This is a genomic window from Microbulbifer sp. MI-G (genome assembly GCF_030440425.1).
Classification (GTDB): domain Bacteria; phylum Pseudomonadota; class Gammaproteobacteria; order Pseudomonadales; family Cellvibrionaceae; genus Microbulbifer; species Microbulbifer spongiae.
Window position 1 is genome coordinate 2,966,029 of record NZ_CP098023.1, and the last position, 22,853, is coordinate 2,988,881.

General features: G+C 55.3%; 16 protein-coding genes. 5 read left to right on the forward strand and 11 right to left on the reverse strand.

Annotated elements, in window-relative coordinates; all coding sequences use genetic code 11:
* Window positions 1-383: 383 nt before the first annotated feature.
* Window positions 384-800 carry an alternative ribosome rescue aminoacyl-tRNA hydrolase ArfB gene (gene arfB, locus M8T91_RS12430; RefSeq protein ID WP_301414476.1) on the reverse strand — a complete coding sequence of 139 codons (417 nt, stop codon included), beginning with the start codon at window positions 798-800 and terminating at the stop codon, window positions 384-386.
* A gap of 1,721 nt (window positions 801-2,521) precedes the next feature.
* Between arfB and M8T91_RS12435 the strand changes: the two genes are divergently transcribed.
* From M8T91_RS12435 to M8T91_RS12445, 3 genes are all read left to right on the forward strand, one after another.
* The gene (locus M8T91_RS12435; protein WP_301414477.1) at window positions 2,522-3,061 is read left to right on the forward strand and encodes a GNAT family N-acetyltransferase; all 540 of its coding nucleotides are present in this window, start codon (window positions 2,522-2,524) and stop codon (window positions 3,059-3,061) included.
* A gap of 394 nt (window positions 3,062-3,455) precedes the next feature.
* Window positions 3,456-5,441: a glycosyl hydrolase family 18 protein gene (locus M8T91_RS12440; RefSeq protein ID WP_301414479.1), complete on the forward strand. Its 1,986-nt coding sequence runs from the start codon at window positions 3,456-3,458 to the stop codon at window positions 5,439-5,441.
* Window positions 5,442-6,062: 621 nt separating this feature from the next.
* Window positions 6,063-6,353 (forward strand): DUF1540 domain-containing protein, encoded by a 291-nt coding sequence (locus M8T91_RS12445; RefSeq protein ID WP_301414481.1) that lies wholly within the window; start codon window positions 6,063-6,065, stop codon window positions 6,351-6,353.
* Between the two features lie 47 nt (window positions 6,354-6,400).
* Here M8T91_RS12445 and M8T91_RS12450 read toward each other — a convergent pair whose 3' ends face one another.
* Window positions 6,401-8,134, reverse strand: a complete 1,734-nt coding sequence (locus tag M8T91_RS12450; RefSeq protein WP_301414482.1) for an AMP-binding protein — start codon at window positions 8,132-8,134, stop codon at window positions 6,401-6,403.
* A 552-nt stretch (window positions 8,135-8,686) separates the two neighbouring features.
* On the opposite strand from M8T91_RS12450, the gene M8T91_RS12455 reads away from it, so the two are divergent.
* Both M8T91_RS12455 and M8T91_RS12460 read left to right on the forward strand, forming a co-directional pair.
* Window positions 8,687-10,504 carry an ABCB family ABC transporter ATP-binding protein/permease gene (locus M8T91_RS12455; protein WP_301414483.1) on the forward strand — a complete coding sequence of 606 codons (1,818 nt, stop codon included), beginning with the start codon at window positions 8,687-8,689 and terminating at the stop codon, window positions 10,502-10,504.
* A gap of 69 nt (window positions 10,505-10,573) precedes the next feature.
* On the forward strand, window positions 10,574-12,289 hold the full coding sequence (locus M8T91_RS12460) for a DUF8614 domain-containing protein (protein WP_301414484.1): 1,716 nt from the start codon (window positions 10,574-10,576) through the stop codon (window positions 12,287-12,289).
* A gap of 187 nt (window positions 12,290-12,476) precedes the next feature.
* On the opposite strand, the gene tsaA is transcribed toward M8T91_RS12460, so the two are convergent.
* The 9 genes from tsaA to pilW form a co-directional block, all read right to left on the reverse strand.
* Window positions 12,477-13,166, reverse strand: a complete 690-nt coding sequence (tsaA, locus tag M8T91_RS12465; protein ID WP_301414485.1) for a tRNA (N6-threonylcarbamoyladenosine(37)-N6)-methyltransferase TrmO — start codon at window positions 13,164-13,166, stop codon at window positions 12,477-12,479.
* A 52-nt stretch (window positions 13,167-13,218) separates the two neighbouring features.
* On the reverse strand, window positions 13,219-14,682 hold the full coding sequence (locus M8T91_RS12470) for an NAD-dependent succinate-semialdehyde dehydrogenase (RefSeq protein ID WP_301414486.1): 1,464 nt from the start codon (window positions 14,680-14,682) through the stop codon (window positions 13,219-13,221).
* A 181-nt stretch (window positions 14,683-14,863) separates the two neighbouring features.
* Window positions 14,864-16,258, reverse strand: a complete 1,395-nt coding sequence (gene der / locus M8T91_RS12475; protein WP_301414487.1) for a ribosome biogenesis GTPase Der — start codon at window positions 16,256-16,258, stop codon at window positions 14,864-14,866.
* Between the two features lie 138 nt (window positions 16,259-16,396).
* A complete protein-coding gene (gene bamB / locus M8T91_RS12480; RefSeq protein WP_301414488.1) occupies window positions 16,397-17,560 on the reverse strand; it encodes an outer membrane protein assembly factor BamB in 1,164 nt (387 codons plus the stop codon).
* Complete coding sequence (locus M8T91_RS12485) at window positions 17,560-18,273, reverse strand: YfgM family protein (RefSeq protein WP_301414489.1); 714 nt, start codon at window positions 18,271-18,273, stop codon at window positions 17,560-17,562. The genes bamB and M8T91_RS12485 overlap by 1 nt, the downstream gene beginning before the upstream one ends.
* Window positions 18,274-18,341: 68 nt before the next feature.
* A complete protein-coding gene (hisS, locus tag M8T91_RS12490) occupies window positions 18,342-19,604 on the reverse strand; it encodes a histidine--tRNA ligase (RefSeq protein WP_301414490.1) in 1,263 nt (420 codons plus the stop codon).
* Between the two features lie 31 nt (window positions 19,605-19,635).
* Window positions 19,636-20,775 carry a flavodoxin-dependent (E)-4-hydroxy-3-methylbut-2-enyl-diphosphate synthase gene (gene ispG, locus M8T91_RS12495; protein ID WP_301414491.1) on the reverse strand — a complete coding sequence of 380 codons (1,140 nt, stop codon included), beginning with the start codon at window positions 20,773-20,775 and terminating at the stop codon, window positions 19,636-19,638.
* Between the two features lie 99 nt (window positions 20,776-20,874).
* Window positions 20,875-21,807, reverse strand: a complete 933-nt coding sequence (locus tag M8T91_RS12500; RefSeq protein WP_301414492.1) for a RodZ domain-containing protein — start codon at window positions 21,805-21,807, stop codon at window positions 20,875-20,877.
* Window positions 21,797-22,576 (reverse strand): type IV pilus biogenesis/stability protein PilW, encoded by a 780-nt coding sequence (gene pilW, locus M8T91_RS12505; protein ID WP_301414494.1) that lies wholly within the window; start codon window positions 22,574-22,576, stop codon window positions 21,797-21,799. Before pilW ends, M8T91_RS12500 begins: the two co-directional genes overlap by 11 nt.
* Between the last annotated feature and the right edge of the window lie 277 nt (window positions 22,577-22,853).

Sequence of the window (22,853 nt, forward strand, 5' to 3'; positions counted from 1 at the left end):
CCTCCCTACTGTACAGGCATCTGCTTTGCCTCAACAACCTATTCCCGGCACCACGGTTATTCGTGAGTTTCTGTTTCCATGCAAATCAAGCGGCTGGGAACAGTGCTGTCCCACGCCAGGCGCCTACCCTGCATATTACACACTAGACAAGTTGCTGAACAAAAAAGGCTGTTGTGTTGTCATTTTTTCGGGGAAAACCATTCAAAACCAGTGCGCCTCGCACTGGTTTTTCCAGCACCACATGCGGTAACCAGCCAACAGCGCTTTTACTCTGCTCTTACTTATTAGAGCAGCCAGTATTATCCATCGGATTCAGAGAGCCCTGATTATCATCAGCCATTTGTGTCATCTGGCCAAAGGCTCAATCTGGCGATAACTTGTGTTTACAGATCTCGAATTTTCCCGCGTGTCTCTTTCAGCTTGGAACGCCTGCTTTTACGCTCTAAACGTCTCTCCCTCGCTCCGCGACTTGGCTTGGTGGCAACTCGCCGTCTTGGGACTGACAGGACTTTTTCAATCAAACATTGCAGACGCTCAAGGGCATCTGCACGATTTTTGTCCTGAGTACGAAATCGCTGGGCCCTGATGACCACTATCCCCTCGCCAGAGATACGCCGATCCCGCAGTTGTAGTAGCCGCTGCTTGATCTCTTCGGGCAGCGAGGAGGCAAGGATATCAAAACGCAGATGAATAGCGGTGGAAACCTTATTCACATTTTGCCCTCCCGCTCCCCGGGCGCGCATCGCTCTTATCTGAATCTCCTCGACAGGAACCTTGATATTTCTGGAATCATTGCGCATAACAATTCACGAACACATGCAGCTTCAACAACCGACATATTTTCGGACAGGAATCCCACTTGTTGTCATAAATAGTTTAATTCTTAATGATGTTGATGCAACACAAGATAGTGATCAACGCGCAAGTATTACCTGGCAGTCATAAGCTTTTGTTCGCACAATGAACCAGCAGCAGTTCCGAAACCTACATTACCAAACATAATGATGCAACTATACCAACTCCTATTTATAATGTGCCCTTCATAGGCATAATCTGCTTTTTGACCCCTCTACCTTTTTTCCGGCGCCAGTTAGCTTTATAGTAGATATGCTGAGCAGCATAACTGGCATCGCCAGATCATCGATGGAATTAACTGGCATCAGCTATAGCCAGTCTGCGCCGAATGCTTCGGCCTTAGATTCTGTAGTGTTCCAAAATTACTTTGCTGAGCTTATTCCAGCACCAACCTCTATACTTGTATCAAATACCACCTGAGAGTCCAAGTCCCCTCATGAGTGCATGAGCGGACATTGAAGTGGATTGGGTTTCCCTCCACGATTGCTTAGCGTAGTAAGCTCCCTGCGCTTGAACAGAAGTTGCACGAGCACAACCAGAGCTTCCCAAGCATGAAATACTCTACCCTGCCGAAAACTGACTCTTTTTCCTGCACCCGTATCTCCGATTGTTAAACTTTATAAATACCGATAGAATCAGGCTGTGCTTTATAAGTGAAGCCCATTGATTACTTATGTCCAGTTAGCCAATGGATGGAATGCGCTGGGAGCAGTATCGATATAGAATCGACACCTGAGTTGATGCCGCAATGGCTTAATCCAATTGGGAGAGAAATTAATGAGTCTCAGAATAGCTTTAACAGGATTTTGCACTCTTGTACTGATTAGTGGTTGTGCCAACAGACCACCGGCAGGTGTGAATGATACTGGAAACAGTCTGGCCAACGTTTCCAATAGCGAGAGTAAAGGCCAAACTACATTGTCGAGAGACCAGATGATTTGCAAGGTACGCACTATAACCGGATCCCGCTTCAAACAGAAAACATGTATGACCGCGGAGGAATGGAAAAATATGGCGGAAGGCTCAAAAAATATGGTAACCACTGCCAATCGTATCGGGTTTCAAGGTAATCCCGACGGAGGTTAGCGAGGCAACTGCTTTGACCCCCCGTATCGGGGAATAAGTTTGCTTCCACCCCGCTTTCTGCCAGCGGGATTCAATCTGACTCAGAGAGCGCTGATAGTCACCCTCAGCCAAAGTAGAAAACGCCGGAAACCCCTCTCACGGAACCCAGGGTCTGTTTGCTTGTGGGGTTATCCCGCGCACCTTTACGATACCGCTGCCGAGGCCGCTGGCTAAACGCGTCACGGATATCGCGCTTAAGTGGCACCGCTTCGGCGATTGCAACGTCCAGCAGATACTGCGTTGTTGAGAGAGGCTGCAGATAATTTCAGGAAAGCCCCCATGCGATGGGGCGGGATTGGAGGGTTAGCAAATGTTATCGCCGCAAGGCATCTTGGTGGAGCGATCCCCCTTGTTCTGATGCGCCGTTACACCATTCAACCCTTTACCCAAGACAAGCTGCGAAGTCCCTTGCCCTGTGCGCTCGCGGGATCTCCTGCCCAGACATATCCAGTTTCAATACAAGGCCTGCACCGAGCACTCGCCAGGGGCTTGTCGCCCTGGCAAAATAAGCGCCCAGCCAACGCAACTGTACAGACCGAGCATGTTTCAAATTCAAACGCCAAATCTGATATTGCTGGAGCTTTGTGATGATGACGCAAGCTTCATTCTCAACCTGCTCAACGATGCGGATTTTTTGCAAAATATTGGTGATCGCGGTGTACGCAATCTGGAGCAAGCGCGTACCTATATCCGCAATGGCCCTGTCACCATGTACCGTCAACACAATGTCGGCCTCTATAAGGTGTCCCTAAAAGAAGGTACTGCCATCGGCATCTGCGGACTGATCAAGCGCGCAGGCCTGAGTGATGTGGATCTCGGCTTCGCTTTCCTACCCCAGTATCGCGGCATGGGGTATGCCCTGGAGGCCGCGCAAGGGGTCATTCAGTATGCACAAGAATGGCTCGGACTGGAGCGTATTGCCGCCATCATTCTGCCCGGCAACACACCCTCGGTGAGACTTTTGAAAAAAATCGGATTCAAAGCCGAGGGAAGGATTACGCTGCCCGGCGAGCACAAGGAGCTGTTACTCATGATATGGAAGATCAGTGCGCACGGTCACTCCCCCCGTGAGGAAAAATAAACGCTACTCAAGCGGGATTTTTACGCACTCAATTTATCAACCGCATGGCTTCCATGAAGGATCGGGAAAACAGGCCGGGAGGATGCACAGGCTTGTCTGGCTGCAGGTTGTTGATTTCAAACCGCTACCCGATTTTTCACGCCATTTTCTGTGATTCTGGTTCCATGAGAACCAGTTTACAGAATGCTTCCTATGCATTATTTAGACTGTTGCTATGATTCAAAGCGAGTATCAAATTGACTGTTTGACCATTGGTTTTACAATGGCTTGCCGTTAACGCCACCTGGCATCTGAAGCAGTACCGGGCAAGCCTATCTACAAAAATAAACGGTAAAGTAAAGGTACAGTTCACATGCAAAAGAAAAATTGCCATCCACTTTTAGCGGCTTTCATCGTGTCCATATGCTCTGTCAATGCCTGGTCAGCACCGGGCGCTCCAGTTATTGCCTGGATGCCCACAGAATATACGGAGGGCACTGCCATTCCAGTGAACTGGAATATGTGGTGGGGTGAAAATGGCACCTCTTGGGTTTTAACATCGAACAACAGCCAGGTTTGTGCAGGGGACTTAACCCCCAATGGTAACAATGCCCAAATGGCCAATTGTACCATTTCCGCTTCTGCTGGTACTCACCAGTTACAGGTCGTACTCAGCAATGCAGCAGGCTCCTCGGCAAGTGCCGTGAAGACAGTAAATGTGCTTTCAGGAAATGGGACCCCACCGGACCCCCAACCTATTCCGGACCCTGAATTTGTAGAGGCTCCCGCCAAACCTGTAATCGCCTGGATGGATACCAATCAGTCGGCGGGGGATATAACGGTCTCATGGAATATGTGGTGGGGTGTGAATGGTTCCAGTTGGACACTGGAGTCTAATGGTTCAGAAGTGTGTAACAACACCCTGACAGTGAATGGAAACAATGCGCAGCACGGAAGTTGCACTGTGAACTTTGCGAAAGGCAGCTACGATCTTCAGGTGTTGTTAACCAATGCAGCAGGGTCCACCGCCAGTGATATCAAAAGCATCTCTGTTGGTGATGCTGGAGGCGGCGTGGTAGGCAGTAGCGAAACACCGCTGCCAACGGATTATTCCTCGCCGGGTTTGCGCAGGCATAAACCTTACAGCAATACAACAAATTCTGTGGTAGGTGCTTACTTTGTCGAGTGGGGCATTTATGGAAGAAATTACCAGCCAGCCCAGATACCTGCCTCCAATCTGACCCACCTGCTCTACGGCTTTATCCCCATTTGTGGGCCAAACCAAAGCCTGCAGGAAGCCAACCCCAGTGGGTATAGTGCCTTGCTGCAATCCTGTCAGGGAAAACAGGATTTTGAAGTCACAGTGCACGATCAATACGCGGCACTGGATAAACTCTATCCCGGAGACAATGATGCCCAGGACTATAAAGGCGTGTTTAACCAGCTGCGCCGCATAAAACTGGCTAACCCGGATTTGGTGATCGTACCTTCCGTGGGCGGCTGGACGCTCTCTGACCCATTCTATTACCTCGACAATGCCGCCAACCGTAAAGTGTTTGTTGATTCCATGGTTGAGTTTCTGAAAACGTATACTTTCTTTGATGGTGTTGATATTGACTGGGAATATCCAGGCGGTGGTGGCGCCAACGCCGATCTTGGCAAAGAGTCGGATGGCGAGACCTATGTCACCCTGATGCAAGATCTGCGCATAGCCCTGGATACTCTTGAATCTGAAACCGGTCGCCAGTATCAGCTGACCAGTGCTGTAGGCGTTTCCCCCGCCAAAATCAGCCAGGTTGATTACGCTCAGGCCAGCCCCTACATGGATTACATCTTTGCCATGAGCTACGACTACTATGGCGCATGGAGCGAAGATCTTGGTCACCATGCCGGGCTTTACCCCACAGCCAGCGCTATTCATGAGGGGTTCAGCGGTGATGAAACAGTCACCAACCTGCTCGCTGCAGGTGTACCCGCCCACAAGCTGGCGGTGGGCGTCGCCATGTATGGTCGGGGCTGGAAAGGGGTTTCCAACATGACTTCCCAAGACCCCTTCTCCGGAAAAGGAGGTGGCCCCATCTCACTGACAATGAACAATGGTCACTGGGAGGCTGGTGTTGTGGACTACTTCCGCATAGTGCAGGAAATGCTGGGAGGGGATCCCAATAGCTCAGGGGTCAATGGCTGGAGCGCTGGTTACGACGACAGTGCAAAGGCGCCCTACGTATGGAAGCCCAGCACAGGTGAACTGATCACCTATGAGAATGGTAAATCCGCTAAAACCAAGGCGGAATATGTTCGCCAGCGCGGGCTTGCCGGTACCTTTTCCTGGGAAATTGATGCGGATAATGGAGACATTCTCAATGCGGTTCACGAAGGGCTCGGCCACCCACAAGAGTAACTAAAACCTGCAGGATCGGAGGGGGAGCAACTGCTCCCCTCTGGTTCTATTCAGCCCTTTGAGCCCATCCTGTCGTCTCCCGAAGCAATTTTCACAGACTTCTCTTCAAAAGGTGCATACGGTGATGCCCGTGAATTGCCTCATATAACATTAGACCGAACAGGCTCTTGGGACACACACCTCCACCACACACTCCAAAAAACTGACCACTTGCCCAATATCACTTCGTCAATGGGGATTTCTCAGGGCAATTTCCCAGAGTGTAGGTATCTTTGTATTCGGACCCAGATTTTGCCCACCCAGACCACAGCACGCGTTCACCGTTGAAATGCCCCGAGTGGGTAGTTCCATACAGATTATCCATCCCGTCGCTGTATAAAACTGCCGGCGTACATTGTCGAAGACCAGCGTTTGGGATACCAGGTGGCCGTAAAATATGACAAGGGGACAGATAAAGTGTATTCCGGTGTGTACTACTGACAGTATTTTCATCATTAATAGTCAAACACACTATTCTTAGAGAGAACTTGGCGGCTTAATTCCATACAAATACTACTGTTTTTCGTTGACTTGTATCCTGGCTAGACTAGTCTCCAACTGACTAGCCAAGAGATGATAACCATGATTATTGCGACAGATATGCCCGAGGTCAGCCGGTGTGCCGTTACACAGTGCGCCTACAATGCCAATGACGGCTGCCATGCCAGAGCCATCACAATCGGCAATGGTATAGATCCCGATTGCGATACTTTCCTGGCCAATTCAAAGCACACCAACAGCGCCCGCACTGCCGGTGTCGGCGCCTGCAAAATGGAGAACTGCAAATTCAACGATGATTTTGAATGCTCTGCAGACAGTATCCAGGTTGGACGCAGCGGAAACTCAAATAACTGTCTCAACTACACCCACTAACCCGCCAGCTCACGACGCACCCGATGATCAAATAGGTCACGGAAGACTTATTTGATTACAGGATCGATGACAACAGCTTCCACAGTGGCGTTCCCCTCTTGCTGGCTGGCACTATCCGGCGGCTCCCAAATAATTCCCTCGCTGTTTGCAAACGCCTTAAGCAATGGCTGGTAACGCGCTTCGAGCTCCTTGCGCTTGGTCTTCATCGTTGGGGTAAGCAATCCATTTACCGCTGTCCACTCCTCCTTGCCAATGAGAATCAGTTTAATTCGTTCATGGTGCGACAAGCGCTGATTCACAGCGCCAAGCAACTTCATCAATCTGGCTCGTATTTCTTCTCTTGAAAGGGTTTCCGCCAACTCAGATACCGTTGCCAGCAGCACCGGTTGATCCATTCCATGCCCGAGCACACAGCACTGTGCAAGTAGCGGTTCATTGCTGAAGGCTCCCTCCAGAAGACTGGGCTGGATAAATTTCCCTTTGCTGGTTTTAAAGGATTCGGAAATGCGCCCGGTAATATGCACCAGACCATCCTCATCAATATAACCGGAGTCCCCGGTATGGTAATAACCTTCGCGAATCACGTCCGCAGTTTTCTCGGGCTCCCGATAATATCCCTTCATTAAAGAGTCACTTTTAAACAGTATTTCACCCTGGGCGGAAATTTTTAACTCACAGTTGAGCTGTGGTTTCCCTACAGTGCCCGGCACAGGGTCCTCATCCCTGTGCGCAATACAGCCATAGATAAAGTTTTCCGTCATACCGTAGCCATCTGCCACCTTCATCCCCATACGGTGATACCAGCGCAATAACTCGATCGAGATTGGCGATGCCCCCGTCACCAGCAACCGTGCCTGATCCAATCCCAAACTGCTGCGGACCCGGTTCCCAAGCCAGGTGCTTAGGCCGGGTATATACAGTATGATGTTTTGTACAGCCGGCGGAATTTTTTGATCAACCTGTTGTTTAAATCTACTCCACAACCTGGGGACCGAAAAAAACATCGTGGGGCGGGTGCGTCGCAGATCTTCAAGAAAGGTTTCCAGGGATTCGGGAAAGTACACCGGGGTTCCCGAGTACAAACTGTGAAATTCTATCAGGATTCGCTCCGCGGCATGGGCCAAAGGGAGATAGGAAAAAAAACGGTCCGACTCGCTGTAACCATACCCCCTGACCATATTCGGCGCGACAAAAACCACCGATGACCAGGCGTGCATCACACCCTTCGGGTGACCTGTAGTCCCGGAGGTATACATAATGGTGAAAATGTTATCTTCATCAAATACCGGGCTTTCATCGTAAGGCGCATTAGTGCTGATTACGGTATCCAGCTCCTGGTCGCAGTGAATCTCACAGCGATGTATAGCCACTGTGGGGATGGAATCCACCACCTCCAGCAGAGCATCGCGGTTATCCGTAGCCCCACAGAACAGCAGTTTTGATTCCGAGTGCTGCAACACATAGGACATGGAAGAGGCGGACTGCCCAGGGTACAGGGGGACACTGATCATTTCAGCCAGCATGATGCCCACATCTACGATCACCCAGTCGGCACAGTTTTTGGCATGAAGGGCAATACGATCTCCGGGCTCAAATTGGCTGCGCAGGAAACCCGCTACCCGCCTGGCTCTAGCCATCACTTCGCCCCAGGTGTAGTCCCGCCACTGACGCTGGTACATCTGGCGCAGGAAAACCTTGTCAGCCTCTTCAGCTTCCCTTTTATAGAGAAGCTCCAAAGGCTGCAGACCTTTTATCCTCTCGTATCGCTCTTCCGGGTTCATCGCTTTCCTCGCTCATTATTGTATGTATTGTGATCAGACACCCCACAACCTGACCGTTTGTGGCGTTAATAATAGACGCCAAAGCAAAATGGAAGATGTTGTCCCTCATCCTGAAGGAATAAATACACGCCAAATATGCGGGACTGCGAGATATCCCGGAGAGACAAGCTGCCTATTTCCTTTTGACCGGTGCCTCGAATGCACGGCAGCAACCACGCGCAGTCACTTGTCCCACAGGAACCGGATCCGCACATAACCGGCAACGCCTGCACGTTGTGCATTTCCCCTTCCCCGGCTTACCTGGCAAGCCAGTGAAAGCCAGTGAGTATCTCCCGGCAGATACAAACCATCGCTCCGGTCGACAGCGGCTATCGGCAGTATCGTCATCAGCCTATCTGACATCTCCAGCTTGATAGTGGCGATTCCCCTGATGCCGCAAAGAGTGCCGGGAAAAAAGCACCACTCCCTGTGGGAAGCTGTCGGATACTATTTGCGGGTAAAACAAGCAACCGTCTATTTATAATGGGTACTTTTTGCTTTCTGGTAGTTCCTATGCCCAGACACAAATCCACCGCCACACTGGATGAAGTACACTGGGGTGCATTGAAAACCCTCTTGCCATACCTGCTGGAATTCCGTCGGGCGGTTGTTTTGGCAGTTCTATGCCTCATCGGCGCCAAGCTCGCTGGGGTGACCCTGCCATTTATCCTCAAACATATCGTGGATGACCTGGATAGTGCCGGCGACACTGCCCAGGCTGTTGCACTGCCACTGGGACTGCTCTTAGCCTATGGTGTCGTACGCTTCTCCAATACCCTGTTCGGCGAACTGCGCGATACCATCTTTGGCCGCGTAACGGAGCGCGCGCAGCGCAGAGTGGGGTTGGAGGTCTTCCAGCACTTGCACACACTGGATCTGGATTTTCACCTAAACCGACGCACCGGTGGCCTGTCCCGGGACATTGAGCGTGGCAACAGCGGCATCGGTTTCCTGATGCGCTTTATGGTATTCAACATCGTACCCACCCTGGTGGAAATCACCCTGGTGGCGGGACTCCTGTGGTGGAACTACAGCGGCGTATTCGCCCTTGTGGTTCTGGCGGCAGTCATCGCCTATATCGGCTTCTCGGTGGTGGCCACGGAATGGCGTACGCGCTTTGTGCGGGCATTGAACCAGGCAGAGTCCCAGGCCAGTAACCGGGCGGTGGACAGCCTGCTGAACTATGAGACCGTCAAATATTTCGCCAATGAGCCGCACGAGTCCGGTCACTACGACCGCGATTTGGCAGTTTGGGAACAGGCGCGACGCAGCAACCGCCTGTCGCTGTTCGGACTGAACAGCGGCCAGGCACTGATTATCGCCGGAGCCATGTGTACCGCTATGGTCCTTGCCGCAACAGGCGTGGCCAGAGGGCAAATGAGCATTGGCGATTTTGTACTGGTCAACGCCTTTATGATGCAGATTTTCATGCCGTTGAATTTCCTCGGCTTTGTTTATCGGGAAATGAAGGGCGCACTGGCCAATATCGAAAAAATGTTCTCTCTGCTTGCGGTGAAACCGGCCATAGCGGACATCTCCAATGCCCGGACTCTGCAGGTGAATGGAGGCCGTATTGACTTCGAGGATGTCCAGTTTGGCTACAGGGATAACCGCAGGATTCTCAAGGGTATCAGTTTCTCGGCCCTGCCCCGTCAGAAGGTCGCGATTGTTGGCGCAAGCGGTGCTGGCAAATCCACCCTGTCGAAGTTGCTGTTTCGCTTCTACGAAGCCAGTGTCGGCAGTATTCGTATTGACGGTCAGGATATTCGCCAGGTCACTCTGGAATCCCTGCGCCGCAACATCGGTGTTGTACCGCAGGAGGCAGTGTTATTTAACCAGTCGATCAAGGAAAACGTGCGCTATGGGCGGGTTGATGCCGATGATGAAGCGGTCATGGAGGCAATTCGCCACGCACATCTGTCGGAGTTTGTTCAGCAACTGCCCCAGGGGGCGGATACCCTGGTGGGAGAGCGGGGCCTGAAACTCTCCGGTGGAGAAAAGCAGCGGGTGGCCATTGCCCGCGCACTGCTGAAAAAGCCACCAATTATGATTTTCGACGAGGCAACCTCTTCACTGGACAGTCGTTCGGAGCGCAGCATTGTTGCCTCGCTACAGGAGATCGCCCGGGAGCAGACAACGCTGGTCATCGCGCACCGCCTGTCAACCATTGTGGATGCAGATAAGATCCTGGTGATGGAACAGGGCCGCATAGTGGAGCAGGGCTCACACCGCCAGTTGCTGGCTTTGGAAGGACACTACGCGGCGCTTTGGCGTATTCAACAACAAGAGCGTGGCACCGAGACAAAAGCCGCAGATGCCCCACTGTCCTGACGGTTGATAATTTTATACAGCGCGACTAATGTGGCGCCGATACATCAGATAATGATAGGCAGAGCAATTATGACCATTCCCTTTTCATCCACCAGGATAGCTGCCGCACTATTGACGCTGGCACTGGTCGGTGGCTGTTCCAAGGATAAGCAGGCTGAGAAAATCACCAGTGACGAAGCTGAAGCGCAGATCGTCGAGTCCGAAACTGTGACGCCCCCCAGTGGCCAGACCGTGGAGAATGCAGACCAGCGTTTCGATATTTATGTTCCGGTAGAACTCACTGCAAACCTGAGCGGCCTGTCGGACAAACAGCGCGATATGATCAGCCTGCTGATCGATGCCAGCCAGGTGATGGATCGCTTGTTCTGGCTGCAATCCTACGGCCCGGCGGAGGTGCTGCTGCCGGATATCGAAGACGGCCGCGCGCGCAAATTTGCTCAGATAAACTATGGCCCCTGGGACCGTCTCAACGACAACAAACCGTTTATCGCCGGCTACGGGCCCAAACCATTAGGCGCCAATTTCTATCCGGCGGATATGACCCGCGACGAATTTGAAGACTGGAACCAACCCGGAAAAGACGGTCTCTACTCCCTGGTGCGTCGCGATGACGCTGGCAAACTGACGTTGATACCCTACCGCGATGCCTATAATGCAGAACTGAAGAAGGCCGCGAGCATTCTGCGCCAGGCCGCAACACTGGCCGAGAACAAGGCATTTGCCCACTACCTGAACCTGCGCGCAGAGGCACTCCTGACCGACAATTTCCGGCCCAGTGATATGGCCTGGATGGATATGAAAGAGAATGAGATCGACGTGGTGATTGGCCCTATCGAAAACTACGAGGACCAGCTGTTTGCCTACCGCACCGCCTACGAATCCTATGTGCTGTTGAAGGACAAGGCGTGGAGCGCGAAACTGGCCAAGTTCGCCGCACTGTTACCCGAACTGCAGAGGGGTTTGCCGGTTGAAGCGCAGTACAAGTCCGAAAAACCGGGTACGGACTCCGACCTGAACGCTTACGACGTGCTGTTCTATGCAGGCCACAGCAATGCCGGTTCCAAAACCATCGCTATCAACCTGCCCAATGATGAAGAAGTACAACTGGCAAAGGGCACTCGCCGGCTGCAGTTAAAAAATGCCATGCGTGCCAAATTCGATAAGATCCTGGTGCCCATCAGCGATGTGCTGATTGCTCCGGATCAGCGCAAGCACATCACCTTCCCCGCTTTCTTTGCCAACACCATGTTCCATGAAGTGGCCCATGGGCTCGGGATCAAAAAGACCCTGAACAGTGGTGAGAATGTTCGTCAGGCACTGAAAGAGACCTCCTCTGCCCTGGAAGAGGGCAAGGCAGATATTCTCGGGCTCTATATGGTCACGCGATTGCACGAGAAGGGAGAGATTGAGGATGGCGAGTTGATGGACAATTATGTCACTTTCCTCGCCGGGATCTTCCGCAGTGTACGCTTTGGTGCGGCTAGTGCCCACGGCAAAGCCAATATGGTGCGTTTTAATTTCTTCAGAGACCAGGGTGCCTTTACCCGTGATGCCACCACCGGGCAATACAGTGTGGACTTCGAGCGGATGCAGCAGGCCATGACCAACCTGTCCCGTCTGATCCTCACCATTCAGGGGGATGGCGATTACGCGCAGGCCAAGAGCCTGCTGGCCGAGCAGGGCGTAATTGGCCCGGAGCTGCAGGCCGACCTGGATCGCCTTGCGAAAGCGGATATTCCTGTCGATGTGACCTTTATCCAGGGTAAGGAGGTGCTGGGCCTCTAGCCATGTGGCCGGGCTGCACCGCAAGATAGGACAACAGGGGACAGGAACCCTCCCCAACAATTAGCCCGGCAGTTATGATGCATCCGGCCATCAAACTGACCGGGGCTCACCTCAATAGCTGCCGGATGCACTAGCTTCACACCACTGACCATTGGACACACCTGCCACTCATTACCGAAGCGGGCAGTCACAATTCAGTCAGGGATACCACCTCTATCCCCTGCTCGGTATAGTGCCAGCACAAATTGAAATTGCACAGTTTCATTCCATAGAGCCGCCCTGGCTCCGATTGTTGGTATGCCGGTCTTGGATCCTGTGCCAGTACCTGCGCGATCAAACGCGAGAGATCGGTTCCCCAGTCATCTCGGTAAGCCCGCGCCTGGGCCAGAATATGTTCGGGAATAGTAACCGGTGTCAGTGCCGGTGCTGAATCTGCAAAAGTGCTCCGGGCCTCAACCACGGCATCGGCATAGGGGATATAGGGCTTGATATCCACCACAGGCGTACCGTCTACCAAATCGACACCGGCGATGATCAATTCCACTTTCGGAACAGTGCGCACTTCCATCAGGCGCACTACCGAAAGGCCGATATGGTTGGGGCGAAAGGGTGATCGGGTGGCCAGTACCCCGAGTTTCCTGTTGCCGCCGAGACGTGGCGGGCGCACTTTGGGGGACCAGCGCCCGGCCCCGCAGTGGAACTGGAAAACCACCCAGATATGGCTGTTTGCCTCCAGCCCCGCCACCGCCTCCGCCACATTGACCGGCGGCAGCAGTTCAATACTTGCTCGGCTGGCACTGGCGAGCCGGGGCTGCCGGGGAACACCAAACTTTTCACCGAAACAGGAATGCACCCGTGCAATGGGCTCAACAATCATAGACAGTCCAAAGCATAGATTTCAGGGCGGCTATTTTAACCCCTTATAGCGCTCATTTATCGATGCCACCGAGACAGAGATACTTGATTTCCAAATAATCGCCAATCCCGTATTTGGAACCCTCGCGCCCCTGACCGGACTCCTTCACTCCGCCAAATGGGGCCATCTCATTGGAGATAATCCCTTCGTTGATGCCCACCATGCCATATTCCAGCCCCTCGGCAACACGAGAGATACGGCCAATATCGCGGGAGTAGAAGTAAGAAGCGAGGCCAAACTTCGAATCATTCGCCATGCGCACCGCTTCCTCTTCGGTGGAGAACTTGTACAGAGGGGCGACAGGCCCAAAAATTTCTTCCGTGAACAAATTCATCTGATCGGTGACATCACCGAGCACCACCGGGGCATAAAAGCAGTCACCCAGACTGCTGGGACCACCGGCGACCAGTGCCTGAGCCCCCTTTTGCAGCGCATCCTCCACCAGTGACTCCACTTTGTTGACCGCCTTGGCAGTAATCATTGGGCCGAGATCGGTATGCCCGTCAAAGCCATTACCCAATGTAAGATTCTTTACGGCTGCTGTAAATTGACTGGCAAATGCCTCGTAAACACCCTCTTGCACCAAAATCCGGTTCGCGCACACACAGGTTTGGCCAGCATTGCGGTACTTGGAGATGATTGCCCCCTTCACCGCCTCGTCCAACTGCGCATCGTCGAAGACAATGAATGGCGCATTCCCCCCCAGTTCCATTGAGGTTTTCTTCATGGTTTGCGCACATTGGGCCTGCAACAGCTTGCCCACCGCAGTAGAACCGGTAAAGGTGAATTTGCGCACCAGCGGATTCGAGGTCATCTCGGCGCCGATGGCGGGGGCATTTTCACCCGCCACAATATTGAAGATGCCCGCGGGAATGCCTGCTTCCTCCGCCAGTACCGCCAGCGCCAGAGCGGAAAGCGGTGTCTCCTGGGCGGGCTTCGCGATAAAGGGACAACCGGCGGCGAGGGCCGGTGCCATCTTGCGGGCAATCATGGCACAGGGGAAATTCCACGGCGTTATAGAGCAGGTGACTCCTACCGGCTGTTTGATTACCACAATACGGCGGTCACGGGCAGGCGGGGCTATCACATCCCCGTAGGCACGCTTGGCCTCTTCGGAAAACCACTCGATATAACTGGCGCTGTAGACAATTTCCGTTTTTGCTTCGGATAGCGGCTTGCCCTGTTCTGCGGTAAGAATCCTGGCCAGGTCATCCGTGTTGGCAATCACCAGGTCGTACCAGCGGCGCAGGATTTTTGCCCGCTCTTTGACCGGGGTATCCCGCCAGGCGGGCCAGGCAGCGGCCGCAGCCTCAATCGCACGGCGAGTCTCATCCGCACCCAGGTCGGAGACAGCAGCCACTACCTTGCCGGTAGCCGGGTCGGTGACCTCGAAAGTTGCACCGGAATCCGCATTGATCCACTGTCCGTTGATATAGGACTGGGTGCGCAGTAGCGCGGGGTTAGTGAGCTCCAGCATCGCCTTCTCCTTGTGGTGTCTTCCCTGGTACCCGCCTCACGCGGGATCCATTGCAACGATAGTAACCGGTAATATACCCATACCGGGCAGTATTGCCGGAATCCTTTAGCCAAGAACGGTCGCACTCCCAGTTGCGTACTGCACCCATGCTGTTACCCGCAACGGCATTAACCATACCGGTTTATTTTTTCTTTTTCACAAACTTCATCAAGCGGCGCTTCTTGGCCTTCTGTCTGTGGGTCAGTTTATTTTTTTTGCCAGCATAGGGGTTGTCACCAGTACGGAATTCAACCTTTACCGGCGTCCCTTGCAGCCTCAGGGACTTGCGGAAAGTCTTTTCCAGATAGCGCACATAATGGGCGGGCACCTGCTCCGTCTGATTGCCGTGGACCACGATCACCGGAGGGTTCTGCCCACCGGCATGGGCATAGCGCAGTTTGATACGGTGGCCATTGACCAGCGGGGGCTGGTGCTCGGTTACCGCCCAGCGCAATATCCGCGTAAGCTGATTGGTGGACAGTTTGTCCGTTGCACTCTGGTAGGCGGCCTCAATGGATTCATACAGATGCCCCACACCGGTACCGTGCAGAGCCGAAATAAAGTGTACATCGGCAAATTCCACAAAGCGCAGGCGGCGCTCCAGTTCCGTCTTCACATAATCGCGATGGTCTGTCTCCAACCCGTCCCATTTGTTCAGGGCCACCACCAGGGCTCGACCGGCCTGGATCACAGTCCCCATCAGATGCATATCCTGATCCACCAGCCCCTCGCGGGCATCGATCACCAGTACCACCACATTGGCGTCTTCCACGGCTTGCAGGGTTTTGACGATGGAAAACTTTTCCACCGATTCCTTGATATTCTTGCGGCGACGAACGCCGGCAGTATCAATCAGGGTATAGGGGTTTTCATTGCGTTCATAGTTGATATAGACACTGTCACGGGTGGTACCGGGCTGGTCGTAGACCACCACACGATCCTCGCCCAAAAGGCGGTTCACCAAAGTGGATTTACCCACATTGGGACGCCCGACGATGGCGATCTTGATACCCGTGGCCCCTTCAGCCTGACCGATTTCAAGTGGCTCAGGCAGGTCTTCCAGCACGCGCCGCATCAGGGTGCGCACACCGCGCCCCTGTGTCGCCGTGGTGGGAAAAACGTCCCCAATGCCCAACTCGTAAAAAGGCGCCAGGGCAATATCCGGATTGACTCCATCGACCTTGTTGGCGACCAGATAGGTGGGCTTGGAGCGGATGCGCAGCTGATCTGCAATCATTGCGTCCGCCGGTGTGAGGCCTGCGTGGCTATCCACCAGGAAAAGCACAATATCCGCCTCCTCAATGGCCTGCATGGACTGTTGCGCCATCACGGCATCAATTCCCGCTTCCCCTCCGCTAATACCACCGGTATCGACAACAAGCAGCTTATGTCCATCGATTTCCGCTTCGCCGTATTTGCGGTCACGGGTGAGGCCTGCGTGGTTGGCCACCAGGGCGTCGCGACGCCCTGTTAGGCGGTTAAACAGTGTGGACTTGCCCACATTGGGGCGCCCGACCAGGGCGATTACTGGCAACATACAGATTCTGGCTTTGGCCCAATAAATACAATCGCCCGCACAGGGCGGGCGATATCAATACACACTGCCGGCAAGTCGCTTCTTCAAACACCGGCTTTAATGGCAAACCGCTCTTGGCCACCACCATTTGGCAGGGAACTAACTCCGCGAGAAACGCAGGGCAACCAGCTTGCCGTCGTCCGACAGGACAAACAGCAATTCGCTGTCCACCAGCATGGGAATACGTATCGGGTCACCATCCACCCGCTCCCGACCGATAAACCGGCCGGTATCGGGATCCAGCAGGTGCAGGTAGCCCTCCAGGTCTCCAACAACTACAACATCCTCAAAATACACCGGGCCACTCAGCTCGCGGCGCAACAGCTCGTCGTTGTTCCAGTCGATCTGGCCATTGCCCACATTGTAGGCGTAGACACTGCCGGAGGCACCACTGAGATACACGTGGCCACCGCCCACTGCCACTGCGTGGTGGGTGGAAGCACCGCGGGCCCAGAGGCCACGGCCGTCCTCTCGGGACAGGGCCACAACACGCCCCTGGTAACTGGCCGCGAAGACCAGATCGCCGCGCACCACCGGAGAACCGTCAATATCCACAACCCGCTCCAGTTCCGCAGAACCCTGCGGGATGGCAACGCGTTGCTCCCAGCGGGGAATGCCATCGCGAGCATCCAGCGCAATCAGTTTGCCGTTGTCGAGCCCGGCGATTACCATACCGCCACTGATTACAGGCGCCGCCGTACCGCGCAGGGTCAATACCGGCAGACTGGTATTGTAACTCCAGAGTTCTTCTCCACTGCCGGCATCCAACCCAACCAGTTTGCCGTCCACGGTTTGCAGCACCACCACGCCCGAGCCCACAGCCGGTGCGGACACAACCTCGCCGGATACCTGGTAATTCCACAGCTTGCTGCCGCTGTTCAAATCCAGGGCCACAGCGCGACCGCGATAGTCCGACACCACCGCGATACCGAGGCCGGCGCCCACACCACCGCTTAACTCCACATCCAGATCGGTTTCCCAAAGTGTTCTGCCGGTGTTGCGATCGAATGCGGTGACTTCGCCATCGCTGCTGGCAGCCACCAACCTGTCATCGGACAGACTCGGCTGCAGCATGGCGTAGCGCTTCGCATCAATGCTGCCCACATCCGCAGACCAGACTTCGCGCAGCGCCGCAGTGGAGGTAATTTCCACCAACTCGAGCGGCTCGACCTCTTCCTTCTCATCGTTGGAGGCGCAGGCGCCCAGAGTGATTGCCAGGGCGACAATCACTGTGCGTCGCGCAGAGTGTTTCAAAAATCCCATCAATCCTCTCCCCCTGATGTTGGCTCACTTGACGCCTCTTGCGGCACGCCATCGCCGCTGGCGGCCGCGAGGCTATCGGCCTTGAGGCGCAGGAGCTGGGCGCTGCCAGCCTGCTCCGGTAACAGTTCGGCCAACGCCTGTTCGTAAGCGGCACGGGCGCCAGCATCATCGCCCTGCTGCTTCAGGATGTCGCCGCGGGTTTCGGCGTAGAGTGCGGCAAAGGCCGGGGGCACTGTACCCGCGACCAGTTTCAGGGCCTCATCCGGGTTGCCCCGCGCAGCCACAACCGCAGCGAGACGGCGCTTGGCCAGCAGCTGCAATGCCGTTTCATCGGTGTTGTCGAGCACCCATTGCAACTGTTGCTGCGCAGCTTCCAGATCGTTGCTGTCGGCGGCAATCGCGGCCAGGCGCAGAGAGGCCTGGCTGGCGTAAATGCGACTGGCAAAATCGTTCCTCAATTGATCGGCTAGTGTCTTTGCAGTCGTCAGCTGTTTGTTATCCGGCTGGTTATTGTTGGCGGAAACGGCTTCCACAAAACTCTGGTACAGATCTGAGGCCGCTTCCGCTTTGGCGCGCTGATCTCCCTGCCACCACTGGTAGCCAAAGTAACCGGCCAGAGCCAGGGCCACACCGGTTACAATGCCCCTGCCGTTCTCCGCCCACCAGCGTTTCAGTGTTTCGATTTGTTCTTGTTCGGTAAGATGCTCAGCCATTGAGTAATTTGCCTTTCCCGTTGTTTTTCACTTTCCGGGCGGGAGCTACCGCCGCTCTTTTGCTTACTTCAGCCCCGTAGCAGGGCCACCAGGGCCCCCGGCGCAAGGGTTTGTTGCGGCCGGTCGGAGCGCAGGAATTTCACTGTGATCTGACCATTTGCAGCCTCATCCTCGCCAATAATAAGTGCGAAATTGGCACTACTTTTATCGGCCTTCTTCATCTGGCTCTTAAAGCTGCCGCCACCACAATGGGCTTGCAGGCGCAGCCAGGGCAACTCATCGCGCAGTTTCTCTGCCGCAGCCAGGGCGGCCGATTGTACATCACCCACTGCCACCAGGTAGGCGTCCACCTGCTGAGCCAGGGTTTTCGGCAACCCTCCCAGGGCTTCCAGCATCAGCACCAGGCGCTCAACACCGAGGCCAAAGCCAACCGCTGGCGTAGGTTTGCCGCCCATCTGCTCTACCAGGCCATCGTAGCGACCGCCGGCGCAGACGGTACCCTGAGCGCCGAGACTGCCAGTTACCCATTCGAACACGGTCTTGCCGTAATAGTCGAGGCCACGCACCAGGGCCGGGTTGATCTCATATCTCACCTGTGCAGCATCCAGCAGTTCACGCAGCCGGGTCAAGTGCACGGTGGATTCCTCGTCGAGGAAATCCAGTAGACAGGGTGCGTTTGTCAACAGTTCCTGGGTTTGGGCACTCTTACTGTCAAGAATTCGCAGCGGGTTGCGCTCCAGGCGACGCTGGCTGTCCTCGTCGAGCTGCGCGCGGTGCTCGCTCAGGTATCCCACCAGCGCATTGCGGTAGGCGACACGGCTGGCGGCATTTCCCAGGGAGTTCAGCTGCAGGGTGATATGCTCGCTGATACCCAACTGGCGCCACAACCGCGCGGTCATGATCAGGATTTCCGCATCGATATCCGGCCCTTCGAGGCCAAACACCTCGACACCGAACTGGTGAAACTGGCGCAGGCGGCCCTTTTGCGGGCGCTCGTAGCGAAACATAGGGCCGAAGTACCACAGACGCTGGGGCTGGGTCAGCAGGTTGTGCTGAATAGCCGCGCGCACGGTGCCCGCGGTGCCCTCCGGGCGCAGGGTTACGCTGTCGCCACTCTTGTCATCGAAGGTATACATTTCCTTCTCGACAATATCCGTGGCCTCACCCACGGCGCGGCTGAACAATTGCGTGGCCTCCAGGTAAGGGGTGCGGATTTCCCGGTAGCCGTAGCGGGCTAAGAGTTCGCTGAGTGTAGCCTCCACATACTGCCAGGCCGGAGACTGCTCCGGCAGCAGGTCGTTCATTCCGCGTATTGCGCGAAGCTGTTTCAATACCGTTCCTTACTGTGATCTCGAATAATTGTCAGTATTTCGCAGTCGCCAGGGACTCTTGCGACCTGGCGATAATATCCGCCTCGCGCTCGGCCTTGACTGCAGCTTTGTCGCGGATCAGGCGCTCCAGATCATCCACCAGGGTTTCACTCTTGAATTTTCGATCCGGCTGCCCGTCGACGTAAATCGCGTGACTTGGAGTGCCGCCGGCGAGACCGATGTCCGCCTCCTTGGCTTCGCCGGGTCCATTGACAATACAGCCGATCACCGCCACATCCAGCGCAGTGGTGACATCCTCTAAACGCGTCTCCAGCTCGTTCATGGTTTTCACCACATCGAAATTCTGGCGTGAGCAACTGGGACAGGCGATAAAGTTAATGCCCCTGGTGCGCAGGCGCAGGCTTTTGAGCAGGTCCCAGCCCACCTTGACCTCTTCCACCGGGTCTGCAGCCAGAGATACCCGCAGGGTATCGCCGATACCGTCGAGCAGCAGGGCACCGAGGCCGATGGCGGATTTCACCGTGCCCGCTCGCAGACCGCCGGCTTCGGTGATCCCCAAGTGCAGCGGCTGTTCAATTTGCCGCGCCAGTTTGCGGTAGGCAGCCGTGGCCATAAAGATATCCGAAGCCTTGACACTCACCTTGAAATGCTGGAAATCCAAGCTGTCCAGGATCTCAACGTGGCGCAGGGCGGATTCCACTAGCGCATCGGGCGTGGGTTCGCGGTATTTTTTTTGCAGGTCTTTTTCCAGAGAGCCCGCATTGACACCGATGCGAATGGGGATATTCAGATCGCGTGCCTTGTCCACCACCGCGCGGATGCGTTTTTCGCGACCAATATTGCCGGGGTTGATGCGCAGGCAGTCCACACCCAGGTCGGCCACCCGCAGGGCGATGCGGTAGTCGAAATGGATATCCGCGACCAGCGGTACATTGACCCGCCTCCTGATGGCTCCGAAGGCTTCAGCGGCATCCATGCTGGGCACCGACACCCGTACGATATCGGCACCGGCCCGCTCCAGGCGCTGTATCTGCGCCACAGTGGCCGCCACATCACAGGTTTCGGTGTTGGTCATACTCTGCACCGAGACCGGGGCATCACCACCGACGGGCACATTACCCACCATGATCTGGCGCGACTTGCGGCGGACAATGGAAGACTCGAATTGCATAGCGCTGACCCAAGGGTATTGCTGCTGAAAATTGAGGAAGAATTATAGAGAGATTGGGCGCAAACCTACAGAGGCCCCAGTCGTATCGGAGCGACCACCTCAATTGCCGACGATAAGGCGGCGTGTGCGGCGGTTGCCGACCGGGTCGCTATCGACGGTTCTCTCCCGGTAGACAACGTGGGTTGCGCGCGCATTGCCGAGCATCAACTCGAACGGCGCGCGGCCGTCAAGAAACTTGGTAGTGCCGGCCTCCTGAACACCCGCCAGCAGTACAACACCGCCGGCATCCTTGACTTCAATCCAGGCATCCTCATCGAAACGGAGACGCAGGGCCCCCTGCAGTGACCTGTCCAGCGCCGTTAATTCGGACGGGGCCGGCGCTGATTCCCCAGCCTGGGGAAGATCGGTTTGCGGGGTCGGGGGCTTGGAAACCGCCGCGGTGTTCCCGTGATCGACCCTGTCTTGGGTAGGGCCCGACTGAGGCGCCGCACCCACGGCCTGTTCCAGAGCTTCTGTTTGGGCAACTTCCCCGGATGGCGAGGGGACCCCCTCTCCTTCCGTCAGTGATGCCATTATCCGCACTTGCGGAATCGACACCGGGCCACCGTACAGCCACCAAAAAATACCCCCTGCAGCCAGCAGGGGCAACAGTGCCAACAACCCCTGCGTACGCCTGCGCGCCGGGCGCAGGGCATGGGTCCTCTCCAGGTGCCGGACCTCGGTGCGCGCTTCCGGTTGTGGGCGGCAGGCTTCATAGGCCGCCAGCACCGGTTCAGAGGGGATGCTCAGCTCCCGGCAGATATTGCGAATATAGCCCCGCGCATAAACCATTTCCGGTTGGCGCTGATAAAGGTCTTCCTCTAAATACTCCAACGCGTTATCGATAATACACAGGCGCTGGGAAAGTTCCCTGCGGGACAGACCGGCGGCCTCGCGCGCTGTGCGCAGCAGATTACCGGGGGAGATGGGGGGCTTTTGTGCACTGGGCGCGGCGTCGCCGCTGTCGCAGTGCGGGGAACTGCTATCCGTCATTACCACTCAACTCCTGATATTTCAGTGTCTCCGCAGAGTACGGATACAGATTCTTCAAGGCAAGCGCGTAACTGCGCTCCTTGTCCCGGTTGCCAAACTGCTTCTCAATGCGGATGCCCAGCCAGAGGGACTGGGGTATCTGGCGGTTGCTCTCGCTATACCGGTCCAGGTACCGCTTGGCGGAAGCGTAATCACCAGCTTCAAACCTCAGCTCCGCCATTTCCAGTAGTGCCCCGGGCATGTCGGCATTCAAAGCCAGCGCTCGCCCATAGGCACTCTCGGCCTCTTCAACCATCCCCAAACGACGCGCAGTGCGACCGTAATTCACCAGAGCGAAGAACCGGCGGTTATAGCTCAGATCGCTTGCGGCGTAGCGAAACTGCTTCAGGGCCTCCTTGTAACGCGCCTGTTGATACAGAAACACCCCGTAATTGGTGCGCGCCATGGGAAAGTTCTCGCTATAGCGCAGCGCTTTTTTAAAGTGGGACTCGGCCACCGTCAATTCGCCATCCGCCTGATACAGTAGGGCCAGGCCGTGATGGGCCAGGGGGTTTTTGTCCCCCAAATCCAATGCCTTGTTGAAGTGGTGCCGGGCCAGTTCGCGGTTCTTTCCACTGCGTAAATAGCGCAACCCCAACTGAACATGCGTCTCCAGCGCCCTCTCAAGGTTGGCTTCCCGGGGCTCCGGCAGCCCGGTTGTGACACAGCCACTTAGCAGCGCGGCCAAAAACAGCCCTGCCAAAGGCAGGCCAAGGGGGTTAGCGAACACAACATCACCTATGGATTTATTCTTCATTTTTCCGACTGACCAGTTCGGCAGGTGCCGATTGGGCACCTGCACCGCAGGGCCGAAGATACCGACACGTTCAACACTGGCCGCACACCCTGCCCCGCTTCGTCAGCCTATGGTCCAAGCCCCTGCGCCTGCCTTCATACCGGCGCGCTGTTTTGGCCTCCGGCCAGCCTAGGTGGGTCCCCATACCAACCCGTTCCCTCACTATACTGCCGCAAAGCCCTGTCAATTGCAGCCCTGTACCCTTTGAGTT

Excerpts from the sequence above, each read along its gene's own strand:
- arfB (WP_301414476.1), bottom strand. The coding sequence starts at position 800 with ATGCGCAATGATTCCAGAAATATCAAGGTTCCTGTCGAGGAGATTCAG.
- M8T91_RS12435 (WP_301414477.1), top strand. The coding sequence starts at position 2,522 with ATGTTTCAAATTCAAACGCCAAATCTGATATTGCTGGAGCTTTGTGAT.
- M8T91_RS12445 (WP_301414481.1), top strand. The coding sequence starts at position 6,063 with ATGATTATTGCGACAGATATGCCCGAGGTCAGCCGGTGTGCCGTTACA.
- M8T91_RS12450 (WP_301414482.1), bottom strand. The coding sequence starts at position 8,134 with ATGAACCCGGAAGAGCGATACGAGAGGATAAAAGGTCTGCAGCCTTTG.
- M8T91_RS12455 (WP_301414483.1), top strand. The coding sequence starts at position 8,687 with ATGCCCAGACACAAATCCACCGCCACACTGGATGAAGTACACTGGGGT.
- M8T91_RS12460 (WP_301414484.1), top strand. The coding sequence starts at position 10,574 with ATGACCATTCCCTTTTCATCCACCAGGATAGCTGCCGCACTATTGACG.
- tsaA (WP_301414485.1), bottom strand. The coding sequence starts at position 13,166 with ATGATTGTTGAGCCCATTGCACGGGTGCATTCCTGTTTCGGTGAAAAG.
- M8T91_RS12470 (WP_301414486.1), bottom strand. The coding sequence starts at position 14,682 with ATGCTGGAGCTCACTAACCCCGCGCTACTGCGCACCCAGTCCTATATC.
- der (WP_301414487.1), bottom strand. The coding sequence starts at position 16,258 with ATGTTGCCAGTAATCGCCCTGGTCGGGCGCCCCAATGTGGGCAAGTCC.
- bamB (WP_301414488.1), bottom strand. The coding sequence starts at position 17,560 with ATGGGATTTTTGAAACACTCTGCGCGACGCACAGTGATTGTCGCCCTG.
- M8T91_RS12485 (WP_301414489.1), bottom strand. The coding sequence starts at position 18,273 with ATGGCTGAGCATCTTACCGAACAAGAACAAATCGAAACACTGAAACGC.
- ispG (WP_301414491.1), bottom strand. The coding sequence starts at position 20,775 with ATGCAATTCGAGTCTTCCATTGTCCGCCGCAAGTCGCGCCAGATCATG.
- M8T91_RS12500 (WP_301414492.1), bottom strand. The coding sequence starts at position 21,807 with ATGACGGATAGCAGTTCCCCGCACTGCGACAGCGGCGACGCCGCGCCC.